Origin of the sequence: Azorhizobium oxalatiphilum (assembly GCF_014635325.1) — a bacterium.
Lineage (GTDB): Bacteria > Pseudomonadota > Alphaproteobacteria > Rhizobiales > Xanthobacteraceae > Azorhizobium > Azorhizobium oxalatiphilum.
This window is the reverse complement of sequence record NZ_BMCT01000001.1, coordinates 179,032-200,917: the sequence shown is the minus strand read 5'-3', so window position 1 is coordinate 200,917 and position 21,886 is coordinate 179,032. Positions and strand designations below refer to the sequence as shown.

Here is a 21,886-nt window from a genome sequence, read left to right as displayed (position 1 = left end):
GAAAGGACATCCCATGACGCTCTCGAACGACGACGAGCTGAAGGCGATGCAGGACATCGGCCGCATCTGCGCCACCGCGCTGGAGGTGATGGGCAAGGCGCTGGAGCCCGGCATCACCACCCGCGAACTGGACGACATCGGCCGCAAGGTGCTGGAGGCGGCCGGCGCGCAATCGGCACCGGAGAGCGTCTACGATTTTCCCGGCGCCACCTGCATCAGCGTCAATGAGGAAGTCGCCCACGGCATTCCCGGCGACCGCATCATCCGGGCGGGCGATCTCGTCAATATCGACGTCTCCGCGCACAAGGGCGGCTATTTCTCCGATACCGGGGCCTCCTATGCCGTGCCGCCGGTGACGCGCGCCGTGGAGCGCCTGTGCCGCGACGGGCGCCGGGCCATGTGGACCGGCCTGCGCCAGGTGGGCGCCGGCAAGCCGCTGGCGGGCATCGGGCAGGCGGTGGGGGCGTTCGCGAAGAAGAACGGCTACACGCTGGTGCGCAATCTCGCCAGCCACGGGGTGGGCCTGTCGCTGCACGAGGAACCCACCGAGATCGCCACCTGGGCGGACAAGTCCGAGCGGCGGATCATGACCGAGGGTCTGGTGTTCACGGTGGAGCCCTTCCTGTCGCTGGGCGCCGACTATGCCGAGACCGAAGGCGACGACCGCTGGACGCTCTACAGCGAGCCGCGTGCCCTCACCGTGCAGTATGAGCACACGGTGGTGGCGACACGGAACGGGCCGCTGGTGCTGACCATGCCGGGGCAGTGAGGGGCGGTTCGGCCTTTCGTAAGACATTGATGTAGCAAGAGAACTGTCATCCCCGGACTTGTCCCGATGCGCATGCCGGGACAGCCGGCGGACGGTCGGTCGGACGTTTGCACATGGCCTCAATGCAGCAAAAGAACCGTCATCCCCGGACTTGATCCGGGGATCCACGTCGGGCCGACGGTGGACGGTGCGAGAACCAAGCACGCCATTGTAGTTCGAGAAACCATGCAACGCCTGCCAAGCGGAGGGACGTGGATGGCCGGAAGTCGGCTTTTGCCGACTTCCGCACTCTGGAGCCGAAGTCGGAAACATCCGACTTCGGGATCAAGTCCGGCCATGACGAGTGGAGAGAGTCGGCTTCATGCGCCAACTGCTGCTCCTGGCCGCGGGGCGTGGATCACCGGGACAAGCCCGGTGATGACGTGGTGATGGGAGTGAGGCCGCGACATCGCGATGAAGCGCCTATCGCTCCCCATCTCCTCCCCTCACCCCGGAAACAGCCGCTCCACCCACGCCACCGCCGCGTCCGCCGTCTCCACGGCCTCCACGTCCGGCACTTCGGGCCGGGCGAGCAGGAGCACCTCAAGCCCCAGCGCGCGGGCGGCCTCCATCTTGCCGTAAGTGGCCGGGCCGCCGGAATTCTTCGCCACCAGCACCTCGATGCGGTGCTCCTCGAGCAGCGCCCGGTCGCCCTCGGCGGTGAAAGGGCCGCGCGCCACCACATAGGCCGCATCGGGCACGGCAAGGGGCGGCACGACGGGATCGACGCTGCGCACCAGATAGGCGTGCTGCGGCGCCGCCGCGAAGGCGCGCACCTCGTTGCGGCCGAGCGCCAGGAACACCCGGCGCGGCGTCTCCCCCAGCGCGGCGACGGCGGCGGGCACGTCGGGCACCTCCCGCCACTTGTCCCCAGCGATCTTCACCCAGGGCGCGCGACGCAGCGCCAGCAATGGAAGTCCCGCCTCCGCGCAGGCCGCCGCCGCATGGCGGGACATCTGCGCCGCGTAGGGGTGGGTGGCGTCGATGACCGCCGAAATCCCCTCGGTTTTCAGGGTGGTGACGAGCCCCGCAATGCCGCCGAAGCCGCCCACGCGGACGGGGACGGGCTGCGTCACGGGGTTTTCGGTGCGGCCCGCAAGGGACAGAATGAGATCGAGATCAGCCCGCGCGGTGAGTCGGCCCGCCAGACGGCGAGCGTCCGCCGTGCCCCCGAGGATGAGGATGCGGCGCGGCATGGACGCGGGAACGGCAGGCGAAGCGGGATTGGAAGGCACGGCATCGGGCATGATGACCGACACTGCCGCACCCGCGCCGTGGCTGTCCATCGTCGGCATCGGCGAGGATGGGGCGGACGGCCTCTCCCCCGCCGCCCGTGCGCGCATCACGGAAGCCGAGATCGTGTTCGGCGGTGCCCGGCATCTGGCGCTGGCCGGTGATCTGGTGCGCGGGGAAGCCCGCCCGTGGCCGAGCCCGTTCTCCGAAGGCATCGCGCAGGTGATCGCCGCACGCGGCCGGAAGGTCTGCGTGCTGGCGTCCGGCGATCCCTTCCTGCATGGGGTGGGCACCACGCTCGCTCGCTCCATCCCGGCCGCCGAGATGCGCGTCATCCCCGCGCCGTCCGCCTTCAGCCTCGCGGCCGCCCGGCTCGGCTGGGCGCTGCCCGACATCGCCTGCGTGTCGCTGCACGGCAAGGAGATCGGCCGCATCCGCCCGGCGCTTCAGCCCGGCGCGCGCATCCTCGCCCTCACCTCCGATGGTGACGGCCCCCGGCAGGTGGCGGCGCTGGTCACGGCGCTCGGTTTTGGCGCGACGAAGCTCACCGTGCTGGAGGCGCTGGGCGGCCCGCGCGAGGCCTTGCGGCGCGCCATCGCGGACACCTTCGCCCTTGCGGACATCAACCCGCTGAACGTTCTGGCGCTGGAGGTGGTGGCCAAGGCGGACGCCCCTGTTCTGCCGCTCACCAGCGGCCTGCCGGACGAGCTGTTCGAAAATGACGGCCAGCTCACCAAGCGCGAGATCCGCGCCGTCACCCTTTCCGCCCTCGCCCCGCGCGCGGGCGAGCTGCTGTGGGACGTGGGCGCGGGCGCCGGCTCCATCGGCATCGAGTGGCTGCTCACCCATGCCTCGCTCTCGGCCATCGCCATTGAGCATGATCCGGAGCGGGCCGCGCGCGTGGCCCGCAATGCGGGGGCGCTCGGCGTGCCCCATCTGAAGCTCGTCGCCGGGGCCGCGCCGGCGGCCTATGCCGGCCTGCCGCGCCCGGATGTGATCTTCATCGGTGGCGGCGGCTCGGAGCCCGGCGTGCTGGCCGGCGCGCTGAAAGCGCTCAAGCCCGGCGGCCGGCTGGTGGCCAATGCGGTGACGCTGGAAACCGAGGCGCTTCTCATCGACCATTATACCCGGCTCGGCGGCAGCCTGACGCGGCTTGCCGTCTCGCGCGCGGTGCCGGTGGGCAACATGGCCGGCTGGCGGCCGGCCATGCCCGTGACCCAATGGGCGTTCGTGAAGGGGGAAGAGGCATGATCGTGGCCGGCGTGGGCAGCAAGCGGGGGGTGTCCGCCGACGACGTGCTGGCGGCCATCGACGCCGCGCTGGAGCGCGTGGCCCTCACCCGCGCGGCGCTGAAGGTGATCGCCACCCCCGCCGTGAAGGGCGGCGAGGCCGGCATTGCGGAGGCCGCAGCGACCCTCGGCCTGCCGCTCGTCCTCGTGCCGCAGGGCCAGCTGGAGGCCATGGCGGAGCGGGCGCAGACCCATTCGGAACGGGTGGTGGCGCTGCTGCGCATCCCCTCCGCCGCCGAAACCGCCGCACTGGCCGCCTGCGGGCTCGACGCCCATCTGCTGGGGCCGCGCCTCGCGCTCGGCAATGTCACCTGTGCACTGGCAAAGAGCGGCCCGGCGGACTAACCCTGTCGGCATGACCGTTCATTTCATCGGCGCCGGCCCCGGCGCGGCCGATCTCATCACGGTGCGCGGGCGCGATCTCATCGCCCGCTGCCCGGTGTGCCTCTACGCCGGCTCCATCGTCTCGCCGGAGCTGCTGGCCTATTGCCCGCCCGGCGCGCGCATCGTGGACACCGCCCCGCTCGATCTCGACCGGATCGAGGCGGAATATGTTTCCGCCCACGCGGCCGGACAGGACGTGGCGCGGCTGCATTCGGGCGATCTCTCCGTCTATAGCGCGGTGGCCGAGCAGATGCGGCGGCTGGAGCGGCGGGGCATTCCCTTCACCCTCACCCCCGGCGTGCCGGCGTTTGCGGCGGCGGCGTCCGCCTTGCGGGCGGAACTCACCGTGCCGGAGGTGGCGCAGAGCGTGGTGCTGACCCGCGTGTCGGGCCGCGCCTCGGCCATGCCGGACGACGAGAAGCTCGCCGCCTTCGCCGCCACCGGAGCGACGCTGGCGATCCATCTCGCCATCCATGTGCTGGATCAGGTGGTGGCCGAGCTTACGCCCTTCTATGGCGCCGACTGCCCGGTGGCGGTGGTGGTCAAAGCGAGCTGGCCGGACGAGCGCATTTTTCGCGGGACGCTTGAGAGCATCGCCGCGCAGGTGGCGGCGGATCCTGTGGCGCGCACGGCGCTGATCCTCGTGGGGCCGGCGCTGGGGGCGGCCGATTTCCGCGAGAGCGCGCTCTACAATGTGGACTATGTCCGCCGCTTCCGGGGGATGGCGGAATGAGGTCAGCCCACCGCCCTGAACGGCGTGCGGGCGATGAGCGTGCCCTCGCGGTCGAAGACCACGATCTCCAGCTCCATGCCGGTGCCCGCCAGAACCGGTGCCGCCGCCGCCCATGCGCGCGCGGCCACCACGTCGCCGAGCGGAATGCCGGCGGCAAGCGCCTCCTCGAATGCGTGGGCCACCGTGTTGGCCGAGCCGATGCGATCCGCCAGATCGTGATCGGCGCCAGCCTCCAGCGCCAGATGGGCGAGCGCGGTGAGATCGGGCGCGCCGCGCTTGGAATGCAGGTCGAGCAGCCCCTGCGCCAGCTTGGTCATCTTGGCAACGCCGCCGGCCACCGTGACGCGCGGCACGGGATGGGCGCGCAGATATTTCAGCATGCCGCCGACGAAATCGCCCATGTCGATGAGAGCGGTCTCGTCGAGCCCATGCAGCGCCTGCACCGCCGCCTCGGAGGCCGAGCCGGTGGCGCCGGCCACATGGGTCAGGCCCATGGCGCGGGCCACATCGATGCCGCGATGGATGGAGTGGATCCAGGCCGAGCAGGAGAAGGGGATCACCACGCCCGTGGTGCCCAGCACCGACAGGCCGCCGACAATGCCGAGGCGCGGATTGAGCGTCTTCTTCGCCAGCATCGCGCCGTCGCGGATGGCGATCTCCACCTCCGCATCCGGGGCAACGCCGGCTGCCGCCGCCACCTCCGCGATGCCCTGCGCGATCATCTTGCGCGGCACGGGATTGATGGCCGGCTCGCCGGGCGGAATGGGCAGGCCGGGGCGGGTCACGAGCCCCACGCCCTCGCCCGCCGCGAAGGTCACGCCCGCTCCCGGCTGCCCCAGCCGCACGCGGGCCAGAACGAGGGCGCCATGGGTGACATCGGGATCATCGCCCGCATCCTTCACGATGCCGGCCTCGGCCTGACCGTCGCCGCGCGTGCTGGTGGCGAGCGCGAAGGCGGGGCGCTGGCCGCCGGGCAACTGCACCTCGACGGGATCGGGGAACGCACCCGTCACCAGCGCCGCGAAGGCGGCCTTGGCGGCGCCGGCGGCGCAGGTGCCGGTGGTCCAGCCCCGGCGCAGGTCCGGATTCGGCGCGCCGTCCGGCTGCTCCGCGAAAGGCCCGTCCTGTGTCCCGCCGGCATTCATGGGCCCCTACATAGGCTGCAAGAGCACACCAGTCACGGCAGAGGGGCGGCATGCCGTGATTTTCATGTGCTGCGCGCCTTTGCAGGGGCGCAACCTCCGAGGCCCTCCCCCCTTGCGGGGGAGACACCTTTAGAGCCCTCCCCCCTTGCGGGGGAGGGTTGGGAGGGGGGTAACGCGGCTGCGTCTGTCGTGCCCGCCGGTTTCCCGAATCCAGCTTCAGCGGAGAGGGCATTACCCCCCTCCCCATCCCTCCCCCGCAAGGGGGGAGGGGGCAGGTTGCGCTCAACATCACCACTCGCCATCCGTCACGGGGGCCGCGCATGAGCGCCAACAGTCTCAACGGCCTCGTCATCGGCGCGCCGCGCTCGGGCTCGGGCAAGACCACGGTCACGCTCGGCCTGCTGGCGGCGCTGGCCCGGCGCGGCATCAAGGTGCGCGCGGCCAAATCCGGCCCCGATTATATCGACCCCGCCTTCCATGCCGCCGCCACCGGCCGGCCGGGGCTCAATCTCGACAGCTGGGCCATGCCGCCCGACCTCGTGGGCCATCTGGTGGCGCTGGCGGGGGAGGATGGCGACCTGCTCGTGGTGGAAGGCGCCATGGGCCTGTTCGACGGCGTGCCCGTCGCCCCCGGCCGCACCGGGGCGGGGGCGGACATCGCCGCCCGGCTCTCGCTGCCCGTGCTGCTGGTGCTGGATGTGTCCGGCCAGTCGCAGACGGCGGCGGCGGTGGCGCGGGGATTTGCCACCCACGACCCCAGGGTGCGCATCGGCGGGGTGATCCTCAACCGGGTGGGCAGCGAGCGGCACATCCGCCTCGTGCGCGAGGCCATGGCCCCGCTCGGGCTTCCGGTGGTGGGGGCGATCCCGCGCGATACCTCGCTGGTGCTGCCCGAGCGGCATCTGGGCCTCGTGCAGGCGGGCGAGCATCCCGATCTGCCGGCCCGCCTCGATGCGCTGGCCGCCATGGCGGAGGCCCATCTCGATCTCGATGCCATCCTCGCGCTTGCCAGCCCCGTGCGGCTCGACAGCGAGGAGGCGGGCGCAGCTCTGCCGCCGCCGGGGCAGCGGATCGCGCTGGCACGGGATGCCGCCTTTTCCTTCGTCTATGCCCATGTGCTCGCGCACTGGCGGCGGGCGGGGGCGGAAATATTGCCCTTCTCGCCGCTGGCGGACGAGGCGCCCGATCCGTCCGCCGATGTCTGCTGGCTGCCCGGCGGCTATCCGGAGCTGCACGGCGGCAAGCTTGCCGCCGCCACCCGCTTCAAGGCGGGGCTGACGGCGTTCGCGCAGACACGCCCGGTGCACGGAGAGTGCGGCGGCTACATGGTGCTCGGACAGGGCATCGTGGATGCGGACGGCACCCGCCACGCCATGACCGGCCAGCTGGGTCTGGAGACCAGTTTTGCCAAGCGCAAGATGAACCTCGGCTATCGCGAGGCGCGGCTGCTGGCGGATGCGCCCATCGGCCCGGCGGGCGGGGCGGTGCGGGGGCATGAGTTCCATTATGCCACCGTGCTGGGCCGGGGCGACGATGCGCCGCTGGCCGAGCTGAAGGATGCGCAGGGCACCGCCATCGGCCCCTCCGGCAGTCGCCGGGGGCAGGTGACGGGCGCCTTCTTCCACGCCATCGCCACCGCTTCCTGAGCGCGAGAGCCGGATCGGTTCGGATTCATAAATCCGAACCGTGAATCCGCCTCTCACACCTTGATGGAGGACGGCTTTCGACATCGATTGTGGAGCAATCGATGTCGGACGCGATCCTGCTCAACAAGGACGGTTTCACCCCCGGCACGGAACTGGAACGGGGCCTTGGGCGTCCTTACAAATGCAGGGTTGGTGCCGCATGCGCTTTTCGCCATTCGGCGCTATACTGAGCGAACAGAGCCAGAAGCGGCCGACAGAGCCGCATCCTCCGAAATGAACCGCGCTTTGCGATTCATCATGGCGGTGAAGTCATCCCCTCCCCAAAGGTGAGGGCACTTCACCGGATCTTCTCGGAAACCTTTGATTCCGGGGGATCGGGACCGCGCTCTTCAAGGGTGCAAGAAGCGTCTTGAGACCGAGCGTCTTGGAACAAGGAGGACGTTTGATGCGGTGCCAGCACAAGGAAGATGACTTCCGCGAAGCCATCATGGACATCGTGGGTGCCAAGGACGGGCAGGCGATCGTGATCCAGGTGATCGGCGGCAACACCATCACCGGCTATGCCCCCATGAGCGTCGGCAAGGATTACCTGCGCTGCCATATTGCGGCGGGCGACAATCACAAGGAACAGGTGGTTCCGTTCCACTCCATCACCTGCGTGCGGTAGAACAACCTTCCCCATCGGCAGGTATTGGCGAGTAGAGCGCTGTCACGCGCAGTGTGCGTGACAGACCATTCAGCTGCGTCCCGGCAACGCCCCCTCTATTTCCCCTCGAACGGCCCGAACACCATGTCCGGCGCGCTGGTATTGTGGCGCGAGGGCACGAGGCGGCCGCTCCACAGCTCCAGCACCGGATCGCCATAGAAGAAATCCAGCACATGGGCCTCGCCCCAGCCGGGCCGCTTCGGGTCGCGCCACGCCACCCGCGCCACGTCGGCATTGAATTCCGTCACATACATGGAGCGCAGCGCCGCGAAGGGCACCGAGGCCAGCGGCCGGTCCAGCGCCACGTCGAGCACGAGACGGTCACGATCCAGCGTGTCGAGCCGCATGCGGGCCGTGCCGCCCTGCGCGAAGGACAGGACGAAGGTCCGCGTGTCCGGCTCGAAGGCGATCTCCTTCAGCTTCACCAGCGGGCGGCCCTCCGTCTCCACCGGGCCAATCAGGAAGGACGAGCCATAGCCCGCCCCCGCCAGATGGGCGGGCGGCAGCGGCCGCGCGCGCCAGTAGCCGTCGGGCGGATAGACCACCATCACCTCTTCGGCCCGCTCCGCATGGCGCACCCAGAGCTGCACCATGTGCAGCCCCTCCACCATCCTGTCGCCCACGCGGAACGGCACGGCGGCGGGCCGCCAGAAGGCGGGGAAGGTGTAGCCGGTGAGCCAGAGGTCCGGCGTCTCGTAGAAGGTGACGCGCTTTGGGGTGGCGGGCACCTTCGGGTCGCCGCTCATGTCGCAGGCGGTGAAATCCGCCGCCGTCCGGTCCACGGCCAGCGTGCCCATATAGGCCGGATGCACCGCCGTGACGCGGAAGCGCGTGACATCGGGAGAGGAGAAGGCGAGCGCCACATTGTCGGTCTCGGCGCAGAGCGTGGGCTTGCTGTCGTTGCGCACCGTCACCGCCAGTGGCTCGGCCCCGGCCGGGACGAGGCCCGCCGCCAGGGCCAGCAGGGCCGCCGCCGCCCGCGCAAAACCCGTCTTCACCCGTGCCGCATCCGCCATGCCCAGCCTCCGGTGGAAGCGCAGCCGGAGGCCGGCGTCCTCACTCCACCATGGCATATCCCATGCCGCGCGTGACGATGCGGCCGCGCTCGGAGATGTGGGAGCCGGTGACGGGAATGCCGTCCGCCGCCAGACGGTCGAGGATGCCGCGCCGGCTGGCCAGCGCCAGAGAGGGGTCCACGTCGAACGAGGTGGTCCAGCCGGGATAGGGAAATTGCAGCAGCGCCGACTGGATGGTGTCGGCGAACAGCAGGAACTGCGCATTGCCGTCCGACAGCAGCAGGCCCGCATGCCCCGGCGTGTGGCCCGGCAGCGGAATGAAGGTGATGCCCGGCACCGCCTCGGCCATGCCCGTCACCAGCCGCACCTTGCCCTGATAGGCGCCCAGCGCGGTGCGGGCGATCTGGAACAGGGGCTCCATGCTGGAGGGCATGCGGGACATGGAGCCGTCATCGCTCCAGAACGCCACCTCCTCCTGCTGCACCACCAGCTCCGCATTGGGGAAGACGGCCTGATGCTTGTCGTCAAACAGGCCGCCCGCATGATCGGGGTGCAGATGGGTCATCAGCACCGCGTCCACCTTGGTCAGGTCCACGCCCACCGCCGCGAGACGCTCGGCCGCATTGCCCAGATCCGCGCCCATGGTGGAGCCGCCGCCCGCATCCACCACATAGGTGCGCGGGCCGCGACGGATGGCGAATACGTTCACCGGCACCGGCCATGGGCCTTCCTTGGGCAGGCCGGCCAGCTCCACCAGACGCTCGCCCTCGATGGAATCGGCTTCCGGCACGATTTCGCGCGTCAGGCCGAAGGGGCCGTCGAGAATCGGCAGCACCGTGAACGCGCCCACGCTGAAGGGGGCGTTGAGCGGGGCGGCCGGCGCGATGCGCGGCAGCGCGGTCAGCAGCGGCACGGCGGCCGCGCCGGACAGGAAGGCGCGGCGGGACAGGAACGACGGCATCGGGCCTCTCGTGCTGGCGCGGCGCCCGGCTCCGGACACCGGGGCGCGCTGCGGACAGGACGGTCAGCCTAGGGGGCGGGGCTTGCGTGAACCACGCATTACGGCAACGGTTGTAGCGCCCTGTGGATTCAGCCGCGATCTCACGCGCTCGAGGCTTTCCGGCCGCAATCCTTGCCCTTCCGCCTCGAGGATGCTAAAGGCCAGCGCTTCAAGAGGACGGCACTGCCGATCCGCCGACCGGGCCGAGAGCCCGGAGGTCCCCGCCCGACAGCGCGATGCGCCCTCGGGCGCGAACTGCGTTGCGCCGATGGCTTAAAACCCCATGTGAGCTGCAGCCCCGGCGGAACGATCAGCGCCGGACTTGCGAAACCTTCATCCCCGGTTCCGGCCGGGGCGAATGGGACGGATCCATGTTCGACAGCCTTTCCGACCGCCTTGGCGGCATACTCGACAAGCTGAAGCGGCGCGGCGCTCTCACCGAGGCCGACGTCGGGGAAGCCATGCGCGAGGTGCGGCGGGCGCTGATCGAGGCCGACGTCGCCCTCGATGTGGTGCGTTCGTTCACCGACAAGGTCCGCAGCCGCGCCGTCGGCGTGGAGGTCATCAAGTCGGTCACGCCCGGCCAGATGGTCGTCAAGATCGTCCATGACGCGCTGGTGGAGACCCTCGGCTCCGACGCCGATCCCATCGATCTGAACGCCCCCGCCCCGCTCGCCATCCTCATGGTCGGCCTTCAGGGCTCGGGCAAGACCACCACCACCGCCAAGATCGCCAAGCGCCTGACCGAGCGCGGCAAGCGCCGCGTGCTCATGGCCTCGCTCGATACCCGCCGCCCGGCGGCCATGGAGCAGCTCGCGACCCTGGGCACGCAGGTGGAGGTGAACACCCTTCCCATCGTGCCCGGCCAGAGCGCGGTGCAGATCGCCAAGCGGGCCATGGATGCCGCCCGCTTCGGCAATTACGACGTGGTGATGCTGGATACCGCCGGCCGCGTCACGCTCGACGAAGCGCTGATGGCTGAGGTGGCCGAGGTGAAGGCCGCCACCAACCCGCACGAAGTGCTGCTGGTGGCCGACAGCCTCACCGGCCAGGACGCGGTCAACACCGCCAAAGCCTTCGATGCCCGCGTCTCCATCACCGGCATCGTGCTGACCCGCGCGGATGGTGACGGCCGTGGCGGCGCCGCGCTCTCCATGCGCGCCGTCACCGGCAAGCCCATCAAGCTGCTCGGCGTCGGCGAAAAGATGGATGCGCTGGAGGATTTCGATCCCCAGCGCGTGGCCGGCCGCATCCTCGGCATGGGCGACGTGGTCGCCCTCGTGGAGAAGGCCGCCGAGAATATCGACATCGAGAAGGCCAAGGCCTCCGCAGAGCGCATGCGCAAGGGCATGTTCGATCTGGAGGACCTGCGCGACCAGCTCATGACGATGCAGAAGATGGGCGGCATGGGCGGGCTCATGGGCATGCTGCCCGGCGTCGCCAAGGTGAAGAACCAGATCGCCTCCGCCAATCTCGACGACAAGGTGTTCAAGCGCCAGACCGCCATCATCGGCTCGATGACCCGGCAGGAGCGGCGCAATCCCAAGCTGCTGGATGCCTCGCGCAAGCGCCGCATCGCGGCGGGTTCGGGCACCAAGGTCGAGGAGATCAACCGCCTCATCAAGATGCATCGCCAGATGGCGGACGTGATGAAGGCCATGGGCGGCGCCGCCGGCAAGCGCGGCCCGCTGGCCGGTCTCGCCAGCATGATGGGCATGGGCGCCGGTGGCCCCTCGCCCGAAATGCTCCAGCAGATGGCGGAGAAGATGCCCGGCGGCATGGGTGGACTTCCGGGTGGCAGCCTGCCCCCGAACTTCCCCGGCCTGCCCGGCCTCGGCGGCGGTGGCCTGCCGAAGGGCCTTCCCGGACTTCCGGGCCTTGGTGGCCCGAAGAAGAAATGACGCTCACCGCCAGGATGCGGTTGGCCGATTGAACCTCAAGACACACGCATACCAAGACACACGACTACCTGGACACTGAAAGGAAAATCCCATGTCCCTGAAGATCCGTCTCGCCCGTGGCGGCGCCAAGAAGCGTCCCTACTACCGCATCGTGATCGCCGACGCCCGTTCGCCGCGCGATGGCCGCTTCATCGAGAAGATCGGCACCTTCAACCCGCTGCTGGCGAAGGATTCGGCTGAGCGCGTGGTGCTCGACGCCGAGAAGGCCAAGGCCTGGCTCGAGAAGGGCGCGCAGCCGACCGACCGCGTGGCTCGCTTCCTGGACGCCGCCGGCCTCCTGAAGCGCGAAGCCCGCAACAACCCGGAGAAGGCCGCTCCCGGCAAGAAGGCCCAGGAGCGCGCCGCCGAGCGCGCCACCAAGGCCGCCGAAGCTGCCGAAGCCGCCAACGCCCCCGCGGAAGCCGCTTCCGCCGAGTGATCGGCCTGAAGGGCGCTCGCGAGAGCGCCCTTCAGCTTCATCCGGCGCCCCTCGCGGGCGCCGGACCTGTTTTACGAGAAGGCCCGAACCGCCGCATGACCGACCGCATCCTCATCGCCCGCATCGGCGCCCCTCATGGCGTGAAGGGCGAAGTGCGCCTGTTTCCCTTCGGCGAGGATCCGGATGCGCTGAAGCGCTATGAACTCACCGACGAGAGCGGCAAGCGCCGCTTCAAGGTGATGACGCTGCGCGCGGCGAAGGATCATTACGTTGCCCGTATCGACGGCATTCCGGACCGCACGGCGGCGGAAGCCCTGACCAATACCGACCTGTTCGTCCCCCGCGACGCCCTGCCGCCAGCCGAGGACGAGGACACCTTCTACCATGCCGACCTGATGGGCCTGCGCGTGGAGGACGCGGCGGGCACCGCGCTCGGCACCGTTCTGGCGCTGCATGATTTCGGCGCGGGCGATGTGCTGGAATATACGCCCATCGGCGGCGGCAAGACGCTGCTGCTGCCCTTCACCAAGGCTGCCGTGCCGGTGGTGGACCTGGCCGGCGGACGCGTGGTGGTGGTGCCGGACGCGACCCCGGACGAAACCCCGCCTGAAGACGCCGATCAGCAGTGAGGCGCTGCTGCGCCTCCCCTGCCGAACCCGCCCTCAGGGGTGGTGGGCGTAGCTGTTGATGATGACGCCGAACGGCACGGAAAGCGCCGCGCCGCCACCGACGATATCGTCGAGCTGGTCGTCGCTCAGCCCGTGCCGGCCGGCCATGGCGCGCGAGAGATCCGCAGCGGAGACGTCATAGCCGCAGGCGCGCAGGATGTCGGATGCGGCATTCGCATCGGACACGTCCGACAGCATTTGCTCGACCTCGGCCTTCAGCTCGGGATCGGTGCTCATGTGACGCGACAGACGCTGCAATTCCTGACTGCTCATCGTGACCTTCTGGATCGACGGCCCCCCGCATGCGAGGGGCCGAACGTACGATCTGAACCGAACGTATCCTAACAATGATTCCAGCAGAGGGGCATGGACAGCCGCCGGCAATCTGATCCGATACGGTTCAAAGAAACCTGCCGAAACCTCACGGCAATTGGTCGCGCCGCGGCTATTTGCCGTGGTGCGACCCGATGAAATCCACAATGGCCGGCACGAGGGCCGGGTCCAGCGGCAGCTTGGGATCCTGATAGGTGGCGAACGGATTGCCCGGCACGTCCGCCTTCAGCATGTGGGTGACGCCCGGCAGCGGCACGCTCCTGGCCTGCGGCAGCGCCTTGGCGAGCAGGGCGGCGTCCTCCGACTTCACCTGCATGTCCCGGTCGCCCTGAAGGATCAGCACCGGCAGCGTCACGCCTTTCGCCACCTCCACCGGGTCATAGGTGAAGAGCTGCATCATGTAGCGCTGGAGGCCCTTGCTGAAGAGCGGGCGGATGGCCGGGGTGATCTTCTCCTCGTCGCGATACTCGCCCCTCTCCAGAGACCCCACGATCCCGTCCAGCTCATCGAGAACCGGCGCATTGTAGGGGTTCTGGCGGAACTGCATGCGCATGAGGTCGCTGACCTTGCGGCCCGGCGCGGCCATCAGCACCAGCCCGCAGATCCTGCCCCCGCCGGCTTGCGCCTGCCCGGCCTTTGCCTGCCCAGCCTTTGCCTGCTCTGCCGCCGCCACCAGCGCCACGAGGCCACCCTCGCTGTGCCCGGCGATCCAGACGCAGTCGGTGCCGATCTTCGCCGCGAAGGTCGCAGCCCAGTCGCGCGCATCCTGCGCATAGGTGGCAATCGTGATGTCGGCCTGATCGGCGATGGCCGTCTCGCTGCCGCCGAAGCCGCGCTTGTCGATGCGCAACGAACTGATGCCGGCGCCCGCCAGCCCGTCCGCCAGCAGGCGGTAGGTGTCGGTCTTCGCCATGGGCATGTTGCCGTCGCGGTCGATGGGACCGGAGCCGGGGATGATCATGACGCCGGCCTTCGCGCCGGGCACGATCAGCGCCTCGCCCTGAAGAGCGCCGGCGGGACCGGGAATGGAGAGGGTTTCAGCCTGCGCGGCCGACAGCAACATGGCGCTCCCCAGCAGGGTCGCCCTCAAGGTACGGATCATGGACAGGACAAACTCAAATCAACGCGGCGATGCGGAGCGGGCATGGGTGCCTGCCCCGTTCCGGCACTGGAATACGCCCGGCTCCGACTGCGCCGCAATCCGGGACGGAAAAGGGGCCCCCTGAAAACTTCAGGAGGTTCAGAGGTGATGCGCGTAGCCGGCGGACACCCCGTCCAGCTGCTCATCGGTAAGCTCGGTCCTGGCCTCGGGGGCCGCAGGCGCGGCCTCGGGCGCGGTGGGCCTGGCCTGATCGGCCTCGGGCGCCTTGGCGGGCTCGGCGCCCTCGCGGCCGTCCAGCATCGCGACAATGGCGAGGGGATTCGTCATCAGCTCCAGCCTGTCGTTCATGCTCTTCCCGGCGAACGGACCGGAGCGATTGGCGTCCTCTTTGCTCATCACATCCCCCACCCGCACAACTGCTGCGGCACCATGGCACGACCTGCCGCAGCATTCAGAGTATCCGCCCATCTAGCCGGGCTCAACCCGGCCGCCCGGTTGACGCGGCTTCCCGCCTCGCCCATTGCTCCGCCATGATCCCGGCCCCCGCTTTCCGCGCCTCCGTCCTCACCCTCTACCCCGAGATGTTTCCCGGGGCCCTCGGCCATGCGCTGGCCGGCCGCGCGCTCGCCAACGGCCTGTGGGGGCTGGAGGCGGTGCAGATCCGCGACCATGCCCACGACAAGCATCGCTCCGTGGACGACACCCCCGCCGGCGGCGGCCCCGGCATGGTGATGCGTGCGGACGTGCTCGCCCGCGCCATCGACGCCGTCTCCCCGGAAGACGATCCCCGCCCCCGCCTGCTGATGACCCCGCGCGGCCGCCCGCTGACTCAAGGACGCGTGCGGGAGCTGGCCGCCGGCCCCGGCGCCGTCATCCTGTGCGGGCGGTTCGAGGGTGTGGACGAGCGCATCGTGGGCGCCCGCAATCTGGAAGAAGTGTGCGTCGGCGACGTGGTGCTCTCGGGCGGCGAGGCGGCGGCCCTGCTGCTGCTTGATGCCTGCGTGCGCCTCATTCCCGGCGTCATGGGCAAGCTGGAGAGCGGCACGGACGAGAGTTTTTCGGACGGCCTGCTGGAATATCCCCAATACACCCGCCCGCAGGTGTTCGAGGATCAGGGCATTCCGGACGTGCTGGTGTCCGGCGACCATGCGAAGATCGCCCGCTGGCGGCACGAGCAGGCGCTGGCCGTCACCCGCGCCCGCCGGCCGGACCTGCTGCCGCCGGAGGAGCCCGCGCCGGCCCGGCCTTCCGGAAAAAAGCCTGCCGCAGCGCGAAAAACATGACGGGACAATGAACGAGAGGGCTGACAGCGCCCCGGTTCTCCTGTATGGGAGCCGCGTCCCTTAACTTACAACGACACGATGTGGCGCCGGGGCACGGCCTGCGAAGGCTGTTTTTCTGGTGACCGCTAAGAGGTTGGCGACATGAACATCATCCAGACCCTCGAGGCCGAGCAGGCTGCTCGTCTCTCCGAGTCCAAGACCATCCCCGATTTCCAGCCGGGCGACACGGTCATCGTGAACGTGAAGGTTGTTGAAGGCGAGCGTTCGCGCGTGCAGGCCTATGAAGGCGTCTGCATTGCCCGCAACGGCGGCGGCCTCAACGAGTCCTTCGTGGTCCGCAAGATTTCCTACGGCGAAGGCGTGGAGCGCGTGTTCCCGATCTACTCGCCGCTGATCGACAGCATCAAGGTTGTCCGTCGCGGTAAGGTCCGTCGCGCCAAGCTCTATTACCTGCGCGACCGTCGCGGCAAGTCCGCCCGTATCGCCGAGCGCACCGACGATCGCGCCAAGAAGGCCAAGGCTGCGTCCACCGCCGCCGAGTGAGCCTTTCGCGCATCGCGCACGTTTTGAAGCCGCCGGGTTCGCCCGGCGGCTTTTTTCTTTCTTGGGGTGAGTGGCCCCGGACAGCGCGCCTCTCATCGGTCGCCCTTGCCCCACGCGGAACGCGCCCTCTCCCCCCTTGCGGGGGAGAGTTGGAGAGGGGGGTACCGCGGTTGCGTCTGTCGGGTGCTCGGATTTTCGACGGGCGCTTGAGCTGAGAGGGCATTACCCCCCTCCCCACCCCTCCCCCGCAAGGGGGGAGGGAGCCTGTCGCTCCAGCGGCAACCGCTCGCCTTCAAAGAGACGTCAAGAACCGCCCGGCTGGCACTTGATCTGCACGTTGTAGTCCCGCCCGTCGCGGGCCACCGTGACCGCCGGCTGCGGCTGGCCCTTCTCCCCGAGGATCGGCTCCACCGCGTTGGCGCGGATGAAGCTCGTCGCCAGATCCGACTTGATGCCGAAGTTCACATTCTGCGGGAAGGTGCCGCTGGCGCGCAGCGCGGCCATCTCGTTCACCTTGGCCTGCGTCACGCCGATGACGAGCCCGCTCTCATCCACGATGGGGCCGCCGGAATTGCCCGGCTGGATGGGCGCGGTGAATTGCAGGCGGCGGCTGTCATTGCCCGGCCCGGCCAGCGACGAGACGATGCCGCCCGTGAAGTTCAGGCCGTTATCGAGCTGCCCCGCCAGCGGAAAGCCCATCACGAAGATGCTCTCGCCCAGTTGCAGCGGCTGGCTGCGGAACTTCGCGGGCGTGGTCTTGCCGGCGTCGATGATCTTCAGCAGCGCCAGATCATTGGTCTGGTCGCGGGTGACGATCTTGGCCTTGCCATAGCCGGAGATGGTAGCCTCGGTGCAGCCCTCCACCACATGGGCATTGGTCAGCGCCACGCCGTCGGCGGTGACGAAGAAGCCGCTGCCCGTGGAGGTGCCGCGCGGCGAGGACGCGCCGGGCTTGTCCTGCCGGGCGTTCTTCGGGGCGCCTTCCCTTGGCGGTGCATCGTCCTCCCGCGGCGTGGCATCGGCGCTGGCGGGTGCGCCCCGGCGCTTGCGCACGCAATCGGCCAGCGCCGCCAGCATGTCCGAGGTGCCGTCGAGGCGGAAGGTGCTGATGCGGTTGCGCACGTCGATGTGCAGGCGCACGCCCGCGCGCATCTCCCGGAACAGCGCCACATTATCCGGCAGCGGCACATAGATGGCCTTGCCGTTGATGGCCTTGGCCTGCGCCGCGCGCACCACGCCCCGGTCCACCATGTACTTGACCTCGAAGCGGTCATCCTTGCTGAAGCGCCCTGGCACGTCGAACAGCAGAAGGCCCCAGTTATATTTCGAGTTCAGAACGAAATTGAGGACAATTCCGCTCTTGTATTCGGCATAGGCAACGCAGTGGGAGAAGTCGCCGGTATCGTCGTCTTCATAGACCGACACATTCCAGGCATTGACCTTGTACTTGTCGATCTGGCGGGCCATGGCGGGCGTCTGCCCGGCAGCCAGAAAGCCAAGGCCGCACAAGGCGATAACAGCGCAAAAGCCGGTCCGGAGCCGCATCATTCAAGCCTCCCCACCCGCGCACTATAGGAGATCGCCGCGCCTCCCAGAAAGAGGACGGCACATGCGGGGCCAGCTTAACAATGCCGATCAGGCCGTTGCGGTTTCCAGCAAACGGTCGAGAAGTCCGTCCGGGTCCGCCTCATAGGCGGCGCGTACGCTGGCGAGCGCCGCCGCCCCGCCGCCCCGATGGCCCGCGCCGCCCACATGCAGCCAGCCATCCGCCAGCAGATAGGGCTCCGGCGAGCCGGTATCGGGATCAGCGATCCAGGCGGTGCGGGTATAGGCCTGCGCCATGCCGGCCGCATCGAGGCGGCGATACAGCACGCGCCAGTTCTGCCCGCCGGTATCCAGCGTCAGCGGCGTATCGGTGCCGAAATCCAGCGGCAGCTCCGCCACCGCGCCGAAATCGAACACGCTGTAGCCCGGCCACAGGAACCAGCCGCCGAACTTCGTGCCATGGCGCACCATGCCATAGGCCGGCTGGGCGGCCACCAGCGCCGGCAGGTCCACCGGGGCCAGCGGCACCAGATCATGGTCCAGCAGCGCGAACACTTTCGGCGCCACCGGCCGGATCAGCGCATGCAGCACCCAGTTGAGCGCCACGCCGTGGGAGCGCGAGCCATTGGCGCCGCCCTTGAAGGGGCTCGGCGGCAGCGGGCAATAAGCGAGCCCGCGCTCCGCGCACAGGGCCGCGATGGCGGCGCGCGCTTCCGGCCGGCTGGAATTGTCGCACACCACCAGCGGCAGGCCCGGCGCGAAGCGGGCCATGCCATCGGCCAGCAAGGCGATGGCCTCGGGCAGGTTGAAGGCGATGGTGAACGCAAGCGCGGGCGCGCGCTCGGCCTTCAGCCGCGCCACCAGTTCCGCCTGCCCCGGCGCGCGGCGACGGCGGTAGATCTGGTCCACCACAAGGTTGCGCGCGCGCCGCAGGCGATGGGCCAGAGGCTCCGCCGCCAGCCATTCGGCCGGGGAATAGTCTTTCAGGGCGCGCATTGCTGGCTTCTTGCGGGCAGGGGTGTCGCGCCGTCAAGTGGCGGGGTCAAACAACGGGAGCCGTGAAATCCACCACCGGCCCCGACGGCACGATGCCGCGCGGATTAATGCCCCGATGGCTCTCATAATAGTGATGCTTGATATGGAAGACGTCCACGGTCTCGGCGATGCCCGGCGTCTGGTAGAGCCGGCGCGTATAGGCCCAGAGGTTCGGGTAATCGATGAGCCGGCGCAGGTTGCACTTGAAGTGGCCCACATAGACGAGATCGAACCGCAGCAGCGTGGTCCATAGCCGCCAGTCCGCCTCGGTCTGCCGCTCGCCCAGCAGATAGGGCTGACCGGAGAGGCACGCCTCCAGAAAGTCCAGCGTCTCGAACAGGGGGGCGAGGGCCTCCTCATAGGCGCTCTGCGTCACCGCAAAGCCGCAGCGATAGACGCCGTTATTGACCGTGCGATAGATGCGGTCGTTCAAGGCGTCGATCTCGGCCCGCAGCTCGGCCGGATAATAGTCGCCGGGGGTGGCGCCCACGCCGTCGAAGGCGGAATTGAACATGCGGAGGATGTCGGCGGATTCGTTGTTCACGATCCGCTTGGTCTGCTTGTCCCACAGCACCGGCACGGTGACGCGGCCGGAATAGTGCGGATCGCTGGCGGTATAAAGCTCATGCATGCGGGTGACGCCCGCATTGGGATCGGGAATGACGCCGGGACCGGGATGGAAGGTCCAGCCCTCCTCCACCATCAGCCAGTTGGTGACGGAGATGTCGATCATCCCCTCCAGCCCCTTCAGCGCCCGGAACACCATGGTGCGATGCGCCCAGGGGCAGGCGCGGGCGATATAGAGGTGATAGCGCCCCGGCTCGGCCTTGAAGCCACCTTCGCCGGTCGGCCCCGGCGCGCCGTCCGGCGTCACCCAGTGGCGCAGCACGCTGTCGGGCCGCGCATAGCGCCCGCCCTTGTCGGTCGGGAAATCCTCCTCGCCGTGCCACACGCCATCCACCAGCCGACCCATGGCCTTGTCTCCTTCACACGGCAGTTTCCCGCCACAGAACCGTTTCGTTCAGAATCCCTTGCCCAGCCGGTCCTTGAGCGCCGCCACATCGGGCACTTTGGCCTCATTGCCGGTCAGCGCATAAAGCCGCGCCTCGCCCTTGCCATCCGCGCGCGGATAGCTGGCGATGAGCTGGAAGCGATCCGGATAAGCCTGCGCCGCCTCCAGCAACTGCCGGTCGTGCAGCAGATCCTGCGAGGCCGGCGACGTATCCACCACCACGAAGCCCACCCCCATCTCGTCCAGCCCCTTCATGAGGGCGGCGGCATCGGCATAAGTGGGGGTGTAGCTGGCGGCATTCCAGTCGCTCTGGGCCAGCATCTTGGTGCCGCGCAGGACGATGGTTTTCCGCGCGCGGTCGTGCTGGGCGACGGCCGAGATCAGCGCGCCCTCGCCCATGGCGTCCGCGCCCACCAGCACCAGCGGGTTCGCCGCCTGCCGGGCGAGCAGCGCCTGCGCCGCCGCATCCATGCCGATGGGCCGCTTCTGGACCTGCGTCATGAGGGCGGGCAGCGCCGCCACCAGCAGCACCAGCGCCACCACCAGCCCGACGATGGTGGGCCAGCCGCGCGTCAGCACGCGGATCAGCGATTGCAGGCCGAACGCCGCCAGCATCACCAGCGGGGCCGAGAGCGGCAGCAGATAGCGCGCATCGAGCCCGGCCGGCACGAGGCACTGGAACGCCCCCACCGCCACCACCAGCGCCGCCAGCGCCACCCAGAGTTCCGAGCCCGCGCCACGGCGCCAGCCGCGCGCGATGGCGAACACGAGACCCACGGCGGCCAACAGCAGCAGCAGCCCGCCCATGGTGGCGCCGAGCCCCTGCGCATAGGTGCGCGCGGCCAGCTCCGCGAAGGCGGCGCCCCATTTGTACTGGAAGCCGGCGGCGGCCATGCCATAGGTGCCGAGCGTCCACGGCCCCGCCAGCAGCGCCACGATGGGCAGCGGAATCCAGAAGGCGCGGCGCTTCAACAGATCGAACCGCCCGCCGAACAGCACCGCCAGCGGCGGCAGCAAGGCGAGCGCCGCACCCGTGCCCTTGGTGAGGATGGCAGCGGAGGCGAGCACCGCGAACAGCACGCCATCCCACGCCTTCACCGTGCGCATGAAGCGGGCATAGGCCAGCGCCGCGAACAGGCCGAGCAGCGCCACCGGCAGATCGAGCACGATCACCAGCGTGGCCTCGCGCAGCAGCGGCAGGGCCAGCATGACGGCGGCCACCGCCAGCCCCTGCAACGGCCCGAGCACGCGGGCGGTGATCCAGCCCGCCGTTACCACGAGGAGGGCCGCCAGCACCGCCGGCAGCAGCAGCGCCACCGAGGTGAGTGGCGGCAGCGCGAGGAAGAGCGCGCCTTCCGCCATGTAATAGAGCGGCGGCCAGTGGCCGATGGCGACCTTGGGGTAGTGGAAATAATAATCCTTGGCGAAGGCCAGCGGCGAGGGGAAGCCGGCGCGCACATAGTCCGCGATCATCAGCCCGCTGATGAAATGGCTGGCCTCGTCCGCATTGGTGGCGGAAATCTCGGAGGTGTAGCCGCCCATGGCGCGCTGCTGCACGGCAATGGCAATCACCGCCAGCGCCACGAAGATGAGAAACAGCAAGGCGAGGAGTGCCGCCCCGCCTGCCCGCCCCGCACGGCTCGTCTCTGCCTGGCCGATATCCACCCGGCCTGTTTCCGCCCGGGCTGTTTCCGTCCGGCTTGCCGCCGCACCCTGAAGGTCCGTCACCGCTGAAGCTCTCCACCGCCCGGCGCCCCTCGCGGGTGCGCCCGATGCCGCCTTCCCGGAGCGCGCGGCGCTCCGTCTCCCCCCGACTTCTAGAGCGAAACGCGCGCGGCGGGAATCGCCTTCCCGTGAGGCGTGCAACCGGCGGTGGAGGAGAGGCCAACGGTCCCGGCCGGGACGTTCCCACGGCGCGGACGCCGCCTGCCCGTACCCAGGCAATACGGAACCGCTCTAAGTTATTGGCCTGCCGCACTTCCTTCCGCGGGGGCGCTGACACGTCCGCGAGAATTGCTCTATGGTG

At 69.3% G+C, this 21,886-nt stretch carries 22 protein-coding genes; 11 read left to right on the top strand and 11 right to left on the bottom strand.

All coding sequences use genetic code 11. From position 1 onward, the window contains the following. The first annotated feature begins 13 nt into the window (after window positions 1-13). Entirely contained in the window at window positions 14-769 is a 756-nt protein-coding gene (map, locus tag IEW24_RS00980) for a type I methionyl aminopeptidase (protein ID WP_188574564.1), read from the top strand. 485 nt (window positions 770-1,254) lie between these two features. On the opposite strand, the gene IEW24_RS00975 is transcribed toward map, so the two are convergent. Next, the gene (locus IEW24_RS00975) at window positions 1,255-2,004 is read right to left on the bottom strand and encodes a cobalt-precorrin-6A reductase (protein ID WP_188577220.1); all 750 of its coding nucleotides are present in this window, start codon (window positions 2,002-2,004) and stop codon (window positions 1,255-1,257) included. 52 nt (window positions 2,005-2,056) lie between these two features. On the opposite strand from IEW24_RS00975, the gene cbiE reads away from it, so the two are divergent. From cbiE to cobM, 3 genes are read left to right on the top strand one after another with little or no spacing between them, the layout of a single operon-like run. Then, complete coding sequence (cbiE, locus tag IEW24_RS00970; protein ID WP_188577218.1) at window positions 2,057-3,292, top strand: precorrin-6y C5,15-methyltransferase (decarboxylating) subunit CbiE; 1,236 nt, start codon at window positions 2,057-2,059, stop codon at window positions 3,290-3,292. Continuing rightward, window positions 3,289-3,675: a cobalamin biosynthesis protein gene (locus IEW24_RS00965; protein WP_188574562.1), complete on the top strand. Its 387-nt coding sequence runs from the start codon at window positions 3,289-3,291 to the stop codon at window positions 3,673-3,675. Before cbiE ends, IEW24_RS00965 begins: the two co-directional genes overlap by 4 nt. 10 nt (window positions 3,676-3,685) lie before the next feature. Next, window positions 3,686-4,447: a precorrin-4 C(11)-methyltransferase gene (gene cobM, locus IEW24_RS00960; RefSeq protein WP_188574560.1), complete on the top strand. Its 762-nt coding sequence runs from the start codon at window positions 3,686-3,688 to the stop codon at window positions 4,445-4,447. 2 nt (window positions 4,448-4,449) lie between these two features. On the opposite strand, the gene IEW24_RS00955 is transcribed toward cobM, so the two are convergent. After that, window positions 4,450-5,592, bottom strand: coding sequence for a cobalt-precorrin-5B (C(1))-methyltransferase (locus tag IEW24_RS00955; protein WP_188574558.1), 1,143 nt, complete (start codon window positions 5,590-5,592; stop codon window positions 4,450-4,452). Between the two features lie 320 nt (window positions 5,593-5,912). Here IEW24_RS00955 and IEW24_RS00950 point away from each other — a divergent pair, with 320 nt between their 5' ends. Continuing rightward, complete coding sequence (locus IEW24_RS00950; protein WP_188574556.1) at window positions 5,913-7,238, top strand: cobyrinic acid a,c-diamide synthase CobB; 1,326 nt, start codon at window positions 5,913-5,915, stop codon at window positions 7,236-7,238. Between the two features lie 445 nt (window positions 7,239-7,683). After that, window positions 7,684-7,905, top strand: coding sequence for a hypothetical protein (locus tag IEW24_RS00945; protein ID WP_188574554.1), 222 nt, complete (start codon window positions 7,684-7,686; stop codon window positions 7,903-7,905). Window positions 7,906-8,000: 95 nt separating this feature from the next. Here IEW24_RS00945 and IEW24_RS00940 read toward each other — a convergent pair whose 3' ends face one another. Continuing rightward, window positions 8,001-8,960 carry a hypothetical protein gene (locus IEW24_RS00940; RefSeq protein WP_188574551.1) on the bottom strand — a complete coding sequence of 320 codons (960 nt, stop codon included), beginning with the start codon at window positions 8,958-8,960 and terminating at the stop codon, window positions 8,001-8,003. A 40-nt stretch (window positions 8,961-9,000) separates the two neighbouring features. After that, a complete protein-coding gene (locus tag IEW24_RS00935; RefSeq protein ID WP_188574549.1) occupies window positions 9,001-9,921 on the bottom strand; it encodes an MBL fold metallo-hydrolase in 921 nt (306 codons plus the stop codon). Between the two features lie 410 nt (window positions 9,922-10,331). On the opposite strand from IEW24_RS00935, the gene ffh reads away from it, so the two are divergent. The 3 genes from ffh to rimM all read left to right on the top strand — a co-directional run bounded on the left by ffh (window position 10,332) and on the right by rimM (window position 12,968). Then, window positions 10,332-11,861 carry a signal recognition particle protein gene (gene ffh / locus IEW24_RS00930; protein WP_188574547.1) on the top strand — a complete coding sequence of 510 codons (1,530 nt, stop codon included), beginning with the start codon at window positions 10,332-10,334 and terminating at the stop codon, window positions 11,859-11,861. A 91-nt stretch (window positions 11,862-11,952) separates the two neighbouring features. Further along, on the top strand, window positions 11,953-12,339 hold the full coding sequence (gene rpsP, locus IEW24_RS00925; protein ID WP_188574545.1) for a 30S ribosomal protein S16: 387 nt from the start codon (window positions 11,953-11,955) through the stop codon (window positions 12,337-12,339). Window positions 12,340-12,434: 95 nt separating this feature from the next. Next, the gene (rimM, locus tag IEW24_RS00920) at window positions 12,435-12,968 is read left to right on the top strand and encodes a ribosome maturation factor RimM (RefSeq protein ID WP_188574543.1); all 534 of its coding nucleotides are present in this window, start codon (window positions 12,435-12,437) and stop codon (window positions 12,966-12,968) included. Between the two features lie 33 nt (window positions 12,969-13,001). Here the strand turns inward: rimM and IEW24_RS00915 are convergent, their stop codons facing one another. The 3 genes from IEW24_RS00915 to IEW24_RS00905 form a co-directional block, all read right to left on the bottom strand. Then, window positions 13,002-13,280 carry a Nif11-like leader peptide family RiPP precursor gene (locus tag IEW24_RS00915; protein WP_188574541.1) on the bottom strand — a complete coding sequence of 93 codons (279 nt, stop codon included), beginning with the start codon at window positions 13,278-13,280 and terminating at the stop codon, window positions 13,002-13,004. Window positions 13,281-13,452: 172 nt separating this feature from the next. Further along, window positions 13,453-14,442 carry an alpha/beta hydrolase gene (locus tag IEW24_RS00910; RefSeq protein ID WP_188574538.1) on the bottom strand — a complete coding sequence of 330 codons (990 nt, stop codon included), beginning with the start codon at window positions 14,440-14,442 and terminating at the stop codon, window positions 13,453-13,455. 138 nt (window positions 14,443-14,580) lie between these two features. Beyond that, window positions 14,581-14,838 (bottom strand): hypothetical protein, encoded by a 258-nt coding sequence (locus tag IEW24_RS00905; protein ID WP_188574536.1) that lies wholly within the window; start codon window positions 14,836-14,838, stop codon window positions 14,581-14,583. 134 nt (window positions 14,839-14,972) lie between these two features. Between IEW24_RS00905 and trmD the strand changes: the two genes are divergently transcribed. Next, window positions 14,973-15,725, top strand: coding sequence for a tRNA (guanosine(37)-N1)-methyltransferase TrmD (gene trmD / locus IEW24_RS00900; protein WP_188574534.1), 753 nt, complete (start codon window positions 14,973-14,975; stop codon window positions 15,723-15,725). A gap of 141 nt (window positions 15,726-15,866) precedes the next feature. Further along, the gene (gene rplS / locus IEW24_RS00895) at window positions 15,867-16,268 is read left to right on the top strand and encodes a 50S ribosomal protein L19 (protein WP_188574533.1); all 402 of its coding nucleotides are present in this window, start codon (window positions 15,867-15,869) and stop codon (window positions 16,266-16,268) included. Window positions 16,269-16,571: 303 nt separating this feature from the next. Here the strand turns inward: rplS and IEW24_RS00890 are convergent, their stop codons facing one another. From IEW24_RS00890 to IEW24_RS00875, 4 genes are all read right to left on the bottom strand, one after another. Beyond that, window positions 16,572-17,816, bottom strand: coding sequence for a S1C family serine protease (locus IEW24_RS00890; protein WP_188574530.1), 1,245 nt, complete (start codon window positions 17,814-17,816; stop codon window positions 16,572-16,574). An 87-nt stretch (window positions 17,817-17,903) separates the two neighbouring features. Next, window positions 17,904-18,809, bottom strand: coding sequence for a hypothetical protein (locus IEW24_RS00885; RefSeq protein ID WP_188574527.1), 906 nt, complete (start codon window positions 18,807-18,809; stop codon window positions 17,904-17,906). A 46-nt stretch (window positions 18,810-18,855) separates the two neighbouring features. Then, window positions 18,856-19,821, bottom strand: a complete 966-nt coding sequence (locus IEW24_RS00880; protein ID WP_188574525.1) for a glutathione S-transferase family protein — start codon at window positions 19,819-19,821, stop codon at window positions 18,856-18,858. A gap of 48 nt (window positions 19,822-19,869) precedes the next feature. Beyond that, window positions 19,870-21,525, bottom strand: a complete 1,656-nt coding sequence (locus IEW24_RS00875; protein ID WP_188574523.1) for a glycosyltransferase family protein — start codon at window positions 21,523-21,525, stop codon at window positions 19,870-19,872. Window positions 21,526-21,886 lie beyond the last annotated feature (361 nt).